The organism is Nostoc sp. 2RC (assembly GCF_014222165.1).
Classification (GTDB): Bacteria; Cyanobacteriota; Cyanobacteriia; order Cyanobacteriales; family Nostocaceae; genus Nostoc; species Nostoc linckia.
Window position 1 is genome coordinate 1 of record NZ_JACKZU010000332.1, and the last position, 9,428, is coordinate 9,428.

The 9,428-nt window shown below is 40.7% G+C and carries 5 protein-coding genes; 3 read left to right on the top strand and 2 right to left on the bottom strand.

Going from position 1 to position 9,428, the window contains the following annotated elements; all coding sequences use genetic code 11:
* The first annotated feature begins 17 nt into the window (after nucleotides 1-17).
* Nucleotides 18-3,038: an MFS transporter gene (locus tag GNE10_RS27145; RefSeq protein WP_185568619.1), complete on the top strand. Its 3,021-nt coding sequence runs from the start codon at nucleotides 18-20 to the stop codon at nucleotides 3,036-3,038.
* A gap of 154 nt (nucleotides 3,039-3,192) precedes the next feature.
* Here the strand turns inward: GNE10_RS27145 and GNE10_RS27150 are convergent, their stop codons facing one another.
* Nucleotides 3,193-4,590: an amidase gene (locus GNE10_RS27150; RefSeq protein WP_185568611.1), complete on the bottom strand. Its 1,398-nt coding sequence runs from the start codon at nucleotides 4,588-4,590 to the stop codon at nucleotides 3,193-3,195.
* A gap of 209 nt (nucleotides 4,591-4,799) precedes the next feature.
* Between GNE10_RS27150 and GNE10_RS27155 the strand changes: the two genes are divergently transcribed.
* Both GNE10_RS27155 and GNE10_RS27160 read left to right on the top strand, forming a co-directional pair.
* Nucleotides 4,800-6,266 carry a hypothetical protein gene (locus GNE10_RS27155; RefSeq protein ID WP_185568613.1) on the top strand — a complete coding sequence of 489 codons (1,467 nt, stop codon included), beginning with the start codon at nucleotides 4,800-4,802 and terminating at the stop codon, nucleotides 6,264-6,266.
* Nucleotides 6,244-6,792 (top strand): Rpn family recombination-promoting nuclease/putative transposase, encoded by a 549-nt coding sequence (locus GNE10_RS27160; protein WP_185568615.1) that lies wholly within the window; start codon nucleotides 6,244-6,246, stop codon nucleotides 6,790-6,792. Before GNE10_RS27155 ends, GNE10_RS27160 begins: the two co-directional genes overlap by 23 nt.
* A 1,179-nt stretch (nucleotides 6,793-7,971) precedes the next feature.
* On the opposite strand, the gene GNE10_RS27165 is transcribed toward GNE10_RS27160, so the two are convergent.
* Nucleotides 7,972-9,255, bottom strand: a complete 1,284-nt coding sequence (locus GNE10_RS27165; protein ID WP_185568617.1) for an ankyrin repeat domain-containing protein — start codon at nucleotides 9,253-9,255, stop codon at nucleotides 7,972-7,974.
* Between the last annotated feature and the right edge of the window lie 173 nt (nucleotides 9,256-9,428).

A 9,428-nucleotide genomic window follows, 5' to 3' on the forward strand; every position in this document is an offset into this window, starting at 1 on the left:
CCAATGCCCCATGCCCCATGCCCAATGCCCAATGCGCCAAAATGAAAAATCACTGGTTGGCTGTAAATAAAGTTGCTTTACCACGATTGCTACAGTGGGTGAATCTCCGGCCAGAGGAGAGCGAACGCACTCAATTAATGTTCGTATTTTACACTGTTGTATCTGTAGGATTGCGGTGGGCAGAGGATAGTACAGTAGCACTGTTTTTGGGCGAATATGAGACTAATCTACTACCTTGGATGTATGTTGCTAGTGCTGTTGTGAGTACGGGACTGGTTTTTTTATATTCTTGGTTGCAAAAGGTTTTTCCTTTACGTCAGGTAATTGTGGCCATAGCACCTTGTATGGTGACGCCATTAGTTTTATTGGTTTTGTTACGTTGGGGAACAAATGTTTCCTACCTGGCGGTGATTTTGGTGTTTCTGTTGCGGCTGTGGGTAGACGCACTTTATGTACTCAATGACCTCAACACGTCTATTGTTGCCAACCAAATATTTAACATTCGAGAAATTAAGCGCACTTATCCACTGGTGAGTAGCGGTCTTTTGGTAGCAGATGTCATTAGTGGTTTTAGTTTGCCTTGGTTAGTGCAGTACGCCAGACTGAATAAGGTGATCCTCATCGCCTGTGCGGTGATTTTATTGGGATCGGCGATTTTATTTTATTTAACTCATCAGTATCGAGCTGCGTTTCCGGAAACTCCACAAATCACAATTCCTGGGGAACAAGTTTCACGACAGCGTTTCCTCAAAAGTCCTTTGAAACGCTATGTTTGGCATTTATTTGCTTTTGTGGGTTTGTTGCAGGTGATTGGGTTGTTAGTGGATTTTCAGTATTTGCGCGAACTCCAATCAAGTTTAAACGACCAGGAACTGGCTAGCTTCTTGGGTCTGTTTGGTGGCATGTTGGGCTTGTGTGAGTTGTTAATCCAGTGGTTTATTTCTAGCCGACTGATTGAACGAATGGGAGTATTTTTTACTGCCACGCTTTTACCAATCGCTATAGGCTTTTTACTCCCAGGAGTGTTGGTATTTTTGCATTTAATCCCAGGAATGCAATCGCAGAGTTTTTTCTGGGGTTTAGTAATTGTCAAATTCTGCGATGAACTTCTACGCTACACCTTTGTGATGAGTAGCGGCCCCATACTCTATCAACCAATTCCAGAAGCAATTCGCAGCCAGATGCAAACTTTATCTGGGGGAACTGCGGAAGCCATCGCCACAGGGTTGACAGGATTGGTAATTTTTGTCACTTTATTAATTTCTAAGCATTTTGTACCTGAGCCGCTACAAAAATGGGTGTTAGTAGCAGAAACAATGCTGATAGCCGGCACTTGTTTAAAAGTAGTCTGTCAATTGCGATCGCGTTACGTTGATTTGTTAGTTTTAAGTGTGGCACGAGGTCAACTAAGTGCAACCAATGTCGGTCTCAAATTCTTTAAACAAGGCGTAGTCAAAGCATTGGCTGAAAAAGGCAATGAGGCAGATAAACACTCTTGCATTGAACTTTTAGCTCAAATTGATTCCCAAGGTGCTGCGGAAGTTTTAGCACCTTTATTAGTGAAGTTAACCCCGGATTTGCAGTGCCAAAGTTTGGAAGTGATGCTGATGGGGGGTGCAAATCCCGTCTATGTAACTGCTATCCGTCCTTTGTTGGAACAATCCCAAGAAACTAACCCCGAAGTTTTTGCCCTGGCGCTGCGCTACATTTGGCTAGCTGACCCAAATCCCAATTTAAGCCTCCTGGAAGAATACCTCAATCCCCGACATAACTCACTGATCCGCGCCACCGCCGCTGCTTTAGTTTTACGCCAAGGAACTCCCATACAAAAGGTAGCAGCGACTAAAACCATGCGCCGAATGTTGACTCATAAGCAAGAACGGGAACGGATAAATGGAGTTAGGGCACTCAGAGAAGCAGTTTATTTGCAAGCGTTACGAATTCACATTCCAAATTTGTTACAAGACGAATCTTTACGAGTGCGTTGTGCTGTCTTAGAAATGATTGCCGCAACTCACTCAGAAGAGTACTATTGTGCGCTGATTGCTGCACTTTACTACAAATCAACCCGTAGCACCGCAATGTTAGCCCTAACGCGGCTGGAAAATGAAGCCCTAAATATGCTCTTGCAGTTGGCTACGGATATTTACAAACCAGAAGTAGTGCGGATGTATGCTTGGCGTACCATTGCTCAAATTGGTACTCAAGAAGCAATGGAGGCTTTATGGGAAAACTTAGAAACCTGTTGGGGTACTACCAGGGATCATATTCTTCACAGCTTACTCAAAATACACAAACAACCGGGAATTACAGGTTTAGGCGATCGCTTTTATGAAAGTCGGGTAGAAAAATTAATCGAGCAGGAATTACGATTTTTAGGTGAAATTTACGGTGCTTATATAGACTTTCAAAATATAGACAAACAAGAAGATTATCAATCCAGTGAAAGGATTTTGATTGTTTGTGAATTATTGCAACGCTCCCTGAGAGAATTAGAACTAGATGTCAGAGAACGGTTGTTACTTTTACTAAGACTGCTTTATTCCCCAGAAAAGATGCAAGCAGCAGCGTTTAATTTGCGATCGCTTTCAGTGGTCAACTTAGCGCGGGGGTTAGAAATCCTAGAACACACCGTAACTTTGCCTTCCAAGTCGCTATTGTTGAATATTTTAGATCGGCGAACAGAGCCGGAAAAATTACAACATTTAGTAGAAGCAAAAATTGTGGAATATGAAAGTATGTTTGTTAGCGATCGCCTCCACAGATTATTACTGTTAGGTAATTTGCTTTCAGACTGGTGTCTCGCTTGCTGTTTTCATTTTGCTCAAGTTGCTCGTATCCGACTCACAAGTTCTGAGATTTTAGCTAGTTTACGCCATCCCACTGGCTTTGTTCGAGAAGCCGCCATTGCATACTTGAATATGGTTTCACAGCGCGTCCTCTTCCAAATCCTGCCCCAATTACAAAACGATCCACATCCTCTAGTAGCCGCCCAAGTAAAGGAATTATTAGAGAAATATCGATTCAAAAGTTATTAAGCTGTTACGCATTGAAATTGCATATTATACCTGTCTTACAAAGTTCTGAGCCAAGGAAGCCTTGGCTCAACGTCACTTGCTTTGCAACGCAAGGCGACAGGAACGTAGTGGCTAGACTTTGCGCTTTGTCTTTAAAAACACTAATGACCAATGACTAAATTGCAAAGGATGGACGATGCCTAATCCAAGGTTTAGCTGCTTCGATTTGTGCTGCTAGGCTGATGAGTGTGGCTTCTGCTGCCGGTTTGCCAATGAGCTGTACGCTGATGGGTAAACCCTTACTATCAAATCCTACAGGAATGGCGATCGCTGGTTGTCCAGTTGCGTTGGCAGGTGGACAAGGTGCAACCCATTGAACAATATTTTGGAATGTCTCTTCTGGACTCAAATTAGCCCATTCCCCAACACGGATGGGTGAATGCAAATAAACTGGCAATATCAGCACATCCACGCTATCGAAAAACGCCACAATTTGCCGTGCTACTACCTGCATTTGGGCCACTGCTTGTAGATACTCAGCTACGGAACCAGTGCGGGCAAATAGCCAGCGATTTAATGGCTGCAAAGCTTCCACAGGAAGTCCTGACGCTGCTACCCCAGCTTGCCAAACGATTTGAAATGGTTCAACTAAACCGCTAAAATCTGGAGATTTTTGTTCCACTTGATGTCCGAGTTCTTCTAATAACTTCACTGTTTCTCGGACACCTTGCTGACAGTTGGCGTCAGCTTCTCCCAAAGGAATAATGCTAGTGTCAAAAGCTATTCGCAAAGAACTGGGTTTTGTTTGGCTGGCGGTGAGAAAAGATGTTTCAGGATTTGGTAACCAGTAAGGATCCCCTGTGACATAGCCAGATATCACATCTAAAAGCGCAGCCGCATCAGCTACAGTCCGCGCTATTGGGCCGTTGGTGGCAATTCCGGCGAGGCGTTCGCCCACGGGTGCCTTACTCACCCTACCCCGTGATGGTTTGAGTCCCACCAAACCACAACAAGCCGCAGGCCCCCGAATGGAACCACCGCCATCAGAACCTTGGGCTAGGGCACATAATCCTGCTGCTACCGCCGCCGCCGCACCACCACTAGAACCGCCAGGGGTGTATTCTAAATTCCACGGATTTCTTGCTGGGGGGAAACCCGTAGGTTCGCTGTAAGGCAATGAACCTAATTCGGAAGTGGCTGTTTTACCGAGAATAATAAAACCAGCCTGTTTAATCTTGGTTACCACTACATCATCATAGCTAGCAATATTGTTAATTAATGCCGGATTTCCATAGGTACAAGTAACGCCAGCTACAGCATTCAGGTCTTTAATGGAAATCGGCACACCAAAAAATGGTGGTAGTTCTGAGGTAGTTGTTAGTAATTCTGTTTTAGCTTTGGCATCTTCGATGGCCGTTTGTGCTGTGAGTGTAAAATAACTTCCCAATTGGGGATTTAACTGTGCAATGCGTTCTAAATATATTTCTACCAACTCTAGCGGTGATACTTCCCGGCGACGGATTAATTGGGCTAACTCTAGTGCTGGGGTAAATGCTAAATCAACTTCATTCATAGCTTAGTGAATAGGTAGTTTCGTCTTTATTTTGGGATTTTTAAACTCAAATTGTTACTTTAGTAGGATTTTGGGGAACTATATATTCAATAGTTCCTGAAATTTGTGATTCATTTAGGATGCTCAGAGGCAATAGAGGTGGTTATGTTCTTACTCCAGCCATTTTAATTGTTTCGCATATATTTTCGACAAATCCCTAAGGGGTATTTATGGCTAACCTCGAATTACTGGTCAGTGAATTGCCAAAATTGATTCAAAGCTTGAAGCTCACCATCGGCGATTCTCATGAAATCATGCAACAAATTATCCTAATTAATAATGCTCAGGAAGAACTCAGGAATATTCAAAAGTTAATTACTCAGGAATTAAAATTTGGCAATTTCAATAATTCCGCCATCGCCACACTTCCTAAAATTAATACATCAGCCAGTTTATTTGTATCTGATGTTGGATTAATAAATACAGTATTAGCCGCGAAATTTGGTAATTGGGAAACTAAATTTTCATTAATTGATTTAGATAAAAAAATCGATGCCTGGATTGAATGGGGTTATTTTTTGCAGGCGTTAGCTGCTGATATTCTCAGTGATGTTCAATTGGTGAATCAATTCAATTCTGATAGTTACCATATCAGCTTGCCTGTTAATTTTCAAGAAATTGCCGAAAAATTAAAAATCAATTTAATGTTTAATAACCCCAAAAAATTAGAATTTCAACTGCAACAACTCAGTAAGTATCAACATGAATTATTACAGTTAGAACAAAAATTAAATTATATTTTTAATACTGTCAAAACTAGTCATAGTTTGCTTACTATTTTATTAGGAATTTCTGCTTTTTGTGGAAAATCTGGATTTACTTTAGAGTGGTTGGATGATGACCACGAATTAATTATCACAACTGATGGAAAAATCCAAGAACTCACAAATATTTTGAATGATTGTGATATTTTTCAAGAACAGACTGCAAGTTTAATTATTCACAGTGACTCTTTAAAAAAACAAGCAGAACAAGCTCTAAAAAAAATAGAGCAACAAAGTACTAAAAAGATAATTCATAATAATGAATTAGAAAAACCCATAAAAATTACCACATCAAAAATATTAAATTCCGCTTTTTTTATAGTCTCAACCATATTATTATTAGGTTTTTGTAGTCGGCAAATGCCAAATCAAAACCTTCAATTAGAAAGTCGAAATTTAAATCCAGAGCAAAGAGCGATCGCTAATTTTAAATCTGCTCAAAAACTAGGTTTAGAAGCTGCTTCTCTAGTGCAAAAGCCACCACATTCTCTACAAGTATGGCAACAAGCAGAAACTAAATGGCATCAAGCAATCAAGTTATTAAATAGTATTCCTCCTCAAACATCAGTTGCTAATCAAGCCAAAAATAAATTAACTCGTTATCAAGCTAACTATGCCGCTATCAGTAAAATAGTATTAACTGAAAAAAAAGCAATCAACAACTTAAAATCAGCGCAAAAGTTAGCAATAGAAGCTACCTTTTTTGTTCATAATTCACCTCATTCAGCAATAACTCGCCAGCAAGCAAAAGATAAATGGGAACAAGCTATTAATTTATTAGAAGCTATTCCAGAAAATAGCTCTGTTTCTGCACAAGCTAAAGAAACGCTGCCTATTTATAAAACTAACTATGCTGCTATTAGATCTAAATAACCCAAAACTAATATATCGTAATCCGATTTTAGTAGTTATCTATGACAAACGTAGCAATGAACGTAGCTATCCCCAACGTTATCGTTCCTTGTTGGAACCTCATCTACGTCGCTTTTACCTAGATGAACTTGACGACGCGCGAGATAATTCTCTAGGAATAGGAATTGTGCGCTTAGTTGTAGAGAGTGAAAATAAAGCCAGAGAATTGGCTAAAAACCTAATTGACAAAGCTAAGGAGGAATTGATAGACACTCTCATTCAAAGAAAAGTTCTAGAATTTATAGAGACAATCATAGTCTACAAGTTTCCTAACTTAAGCCGCAAGGAGATAGAAACTATGCTGAATTTAAACTTACTGAAAGAAACTAGAGTTTATCAAGAAGCAAAAGAAGAAGGTAAGGAGGAAGGGAAACTAGAAACAAAATTGAAAATGATACCAATTTTGCTGGAACTAGGATTAAGTATTCAACAAATTGCTGAACGTTTAGAACTAGATGTGGAGGAAGTAAGAAAAGTTGCAGAATAATAATAAATGTTTTCTTATTTTCCGTGTCTATAACGGGAAATATAGTATGTAGGGTGTGTTAACGAATTAACGCACCCTACATACTAAAAGTTAGAATCAATTATAAAAATTACTATAAATTTCTTTTGTCTACTTAAAGATTTACTTGCTGCTGAAGTCACTTTTTTACACTTCTATTTGCCTATTAGTGGTTTATCCCAACACGTGCAAGATATAAGGTTGGGGGAACGGCGAACTCTTGACAGGTAAAAAGTAATAAAAATGTACCACTCTCCACTCCCCATTACCTACCCCCTTTTTCAACTTGGTCTAAATTTCGATACTCATCAAATTACCGATAATTGGAAATTGATTACAGTGATTATACTAAATTTAATATTTTATTTATATTCTCTGGGATTTCCGTAGCGATTGCCCAAATACTTATAAATCAAGCTTTTTTAATTAATCACTTGTCTTGCTAGTGTTACAGAATACATTAAAAATGATGTTTTGAATACTTTTCTGGTGAAATAAAAACTATATATTTTGCACATCTAGCACAGTAGGAAACGCCGAGGGGGAGACTGGGTAAAAGGTACAAGGTAAAAGCTACAAAGTAATCAAGGTAAATTCCCTTCTTCATTTTTGCCCGCTTTCTATCCTTGTGGCGCAAGCATTTCCCCTGCTCCATCTCGGCGTTTTGATTTTTCCTTCATCCGTTGCAGCAAGCTCACAACAGCTGCGACGGATTTTTGCTTTTTTTAGTTTCTGCCATCTAAATCCCAGAAGAATCTAAGAATTGATGTTTGACTTCACAAGACGCATGAAATCCGCTATCCGTCAGTAAACAAATCTCGCGCTCTAGCTAAACGCGATATTAAGTTGCAACTTTTGGTTTTTGTAAACCGTTGTTGGTATTTAAGTAAATAACTTTGATTTCATATTTTGTCAAGACGTTTATAACAATTTTTTATAAACAGAGAATAAAGGTATCAGAATTTAGGGTATGGGGAGAGAGTGGAGAAAAATAGCTACCTTGTCCGCCTTGTCTACTAGACCTTTTGCAAAAGTGCTTTTTACACTCTTTGTTGTGGGAAAAGGGAAAAGGTTAAAGGGGAAAGGGAAAATACCAAACCTTTCCCCCTTTCCCTTCCCCTTTTCCCTACTTCTCTTAGAAGTCTGCTGTCCCCCTTGCCCTTATTCCTGCGCCCCGGCTTTTTGTAAACTCCGCACTATATTTTGGTAACCATTAAATTCTGCAATCATCAAAGCAGTGTAACCGCCTCGGTTTTTCAAATTCAAATCTGCCCCGGCTTGGATTAATAACTGCACAATATTTCCATCACCTGCTGAAGCAGCCCACATCAATGCTGTTGCTTTGGCTGAGTCTTGAAAATTTACATCTGCGCCCTTTGTTAAGAGCATTTTTATTACTTGTGTATGCTGGCGTTCGGTTGCTTTAGTTAAAGCGCTTTTGCCATCATCTGCTGGAATATTGGCGTCAGCACCATAGTCTAGCAACACTTTCACCGTTTGGGTGTGTCCTTGTGATGCAGCCAACGTCAAAGGTAATTCACCGAGGTTTTTTCCAGAAATATCTGCCCCAGAACGTAACAAAGCTTCCACAATATCGCTGTGTCCTTGTAATGCTGCCACTAACAATGGTGTGTCACCAAGGTGGTTTGTAATTTGGACATCTGCACCTTTGTTAAGCAACACTTCCACCACATCAACGTAGCCTTCCACAGCAGCAAGGTGTAAAGCTGTTTCACCATCTCCATCTTGGAGATTAATTTCGGCATCTCCATCTAGTAAAGCGGATACGATCGCATTATGTCCCGCCGCCGCCGCCGCTAATAACGCACTTCCTCCAGCAGCGTTTTTTGCCTTGACATCAGCCCCCGCCGCCAACAGTGCTTGGACAACCTCTAAATGTCCCAAATCTGCCGCTAACATTAAGGGTGTCTCACCCTCTTCATCTGGGACATTAACATCTATACCAGTTTCCAGAATCGCTTTTATAACTTCTACACGTCCGTGCTTAACTGCCAACTTCAAAGCCGTATCATCATCTTTATCGGTGATATCTACTCCTGCACCAGCAGCCAACAAAACTCGTACTACATCCACATAACCTTTAACTACTGCTGCCATTAAAGCTGTGCTGCCATCTTCATTGGTGGCGTTGACATCCGCACCTCTGGATATTAAAAGTTGCACAATGTCAAGTTGTTTGGCGCTAGCTGCTAACATCAAAGCCGTCAAACCATAGAGTTTTCTTTTGAGGTTGATATTTGCCCCAGCATCCAGGAGCGATCGCACAATTTCCGTGTAGCCTAAATTAGCAGCAAACATTAACGCCGTAGTGCCTTGGCGATCGCACGCATCTACCAAAGCACCAGCAGCCAGCAGTCCACGCAGCCCCTTAATATCGCCACTTTTAGCAGCCTTTAGCAGCAAAGTATCGTTGTTTTCAATCATCGATGAAATCCCACACAGGGAAGTTTGATTCGTCTGGCCTCAAAATTTAGTCTGAGATTCTTTATCCACTTTGGCAAGGGGGGATGAAGGAGATGGGGGTAGGGGAAAAGGGAAAAGGGAAAAGGGAAAAGGAAAAAGGAATAAATTTAATCTTTCCCCTTTCCCCCTTACCC

Coding starts and splice junctions, on each gene's coding strand:
- GNE10_RS27145 (WP_185568619.1), top strand. CDS start 18: ATGCCCAATGCCCAATGCGCCAAAATGAAAAATCACTGGTTGGCTGTA.
- GNE10_RS27150 (WP_185568611.1), bottom strand. CDS start 4,590: ATGAATGAAGTTGATTTAGCATTTACCCCAGCACTAGAGTTAGCCCAA.
- GNE10_RS27155 (WP_185568613.1), top strand. CDS start 4,800: ATGGCTAACCTCGAATTACTGGTCAGTGAATTGCCAAAATTGATTCAA.
- GNE10_RS27160 (WP_185568615.1), top strand. CDS start 6,244: ATGCTGCTATTAGATCTAAATAACCCAAAACTAATATATCGTAATCCG.
- GNE10_RS27165 (WP_185568617.1), bottom strand. CDS start 9,255: ATGATTGAAAACAACGATACTTTGCTGCTAAAGGCTGCTAAAAGTGGC.